We start from the raw sequence: 1,205 nt of genomic DNA, 5'->3' as shown, positions 1-1,205 counted from the left end.
AAAATTTTAATGGCTAGCCCCGCGCAAAATAGAAAAATCCCCGCATAGATTGCTAAAAACGGCGCGATTATCGCATAGTGGATGATGAACTCGAAGAAATTGTAGATCATGTGCTTGCTTTTGGGCTCTTTAAATTTTAATTCTAGCGGCTCGCTCGAATCAAACGGCGTGTTGGAGCGCAAAATGTGCCTCGGACTAAAGATCCAGCGCACGAAATCTATTTTATTGCGCTGCATATGGTCTTTGCCGATGCCCAATACGCCGTTTATATAGCATGCAAAAGCCGCCGAAAAACAAAATGAGCCCGATGTCGATCAGCTTATCGCTTATAAGGTATCCCATTCTTCAAATCTTTTGATTAATATTTTTTTAAATTTTTAAAACCACAGATTGTAAAAATCAAACCCCAAGAACCAACGCCGCAACCGGCAATAAACCATAGAGAAAAAAATGTAATCCAAAAATACATCTTAATTTTCGAGGTAAAATATAGGTTAAAGCTTTTTAGTCCGAAGCTGATTTCTCCCGTGGCCATTTCGCCTAGATAATAATACGTAGTTCCCAGATATCCTAAGAAAAACGTAAATATAATAGCGAGAATTCCTTTTGGAAAAACTTTTAAATCATAGATATTTGGCATATTGTAAAAACTAAGATAAATCATCAAAGCTGAGCAAACAATTACCCAAATCCACATAAAACTTACGTAAAAAGCCGTAACCTGGGGCATTGCGCTAATAGCTTCAAAGGCTTCTATATTCGGAAAAATTCCTTTCATAAATTTAACGAAACTAGCGCAGGCTTCGCTTTTATCTAAAACTTTTATCGGTATAAAAAACACCGATAAAGATATAAGTGTATAAATAGGCATCGAATATTCTGCAAATTTAGAAAGCTTGGATTTTTCGCGGATTTTCGTAGGTCTCGAATCCCATTCGCGCAATTTGGGCTTTGGCGAATTTTCGTTTTCTAAATCGCTCATACAATCGATCCTTTGATTCACTACAGATTAAATTTTAATCTCATACTTCGATGATAAAATTTAACTCAAAACGAAATATGCATGCTTAGCGCGATTATGCAAAGCAGTAGCGCCAGCGGCACGTATAAAAAGCGCCCCGTGTTGTACCAAAACGCTCCGTATCGCTTGGATGCGCCCGAATTTACTTCATCTAAAATTTCATCTTTTTTAATCACCCAAAACC

At 37.3% G+C, this 1,205-nt stretch carries 2 protein-coding genes and 1 pseudogene; all 3 read right to left on the bottom strand.

Annotated features, from left to right (window positions below; all coding sequences use genetic code 11):
- Positions 1-257, bottom strand: a 257-nt coding sequence (locus tag Q0236_RS09300; RefSeq protein WP_297917119.1) for a hypothetical protein, incomplete at its 3' end; no start/stop codon positions are given.
- Between the two features lie 101 nt (positions 258-358).
- A complete protein-coding gene (locus tag Q0236_RS09295) occupies positions 359-982 on the bottom strand; it encodes a hypothetical protein (protein WP_297917117.1) in 624 nt (207 codons plus the stop codon).
- Between the two features lie 65 nt (positions 983-1,047).
- Positions 1,048-1,205 (bottom strand): annotated as a pseudogene (locus Q0236_RS13310) (sodium-dependent transporter); the annotation flags it as partial.

The sequence above is a fragment of the uncultured Campylobacter sp. genome (genome assembly GCF_938031315.1).
Lineage (GTDB): Bacteria > Campylobacterota > Campylobacteria > Campylobacterales > Campylobacteraceae > Campylobacter_B.
This window is presented reverse-complemented; position numbering and strand designations above follow the sequence as displayed.

What these genes read in the sequence shown, in the direction of transcription:
- Q0236_RS09295 (WP_297917117.1), bottom strand. Translation starts at nt 982, where the DNA reads ATGAGCGATTTAGAAAACGAAAATTCGCCAAAGCCCAAATTGCGCGAA.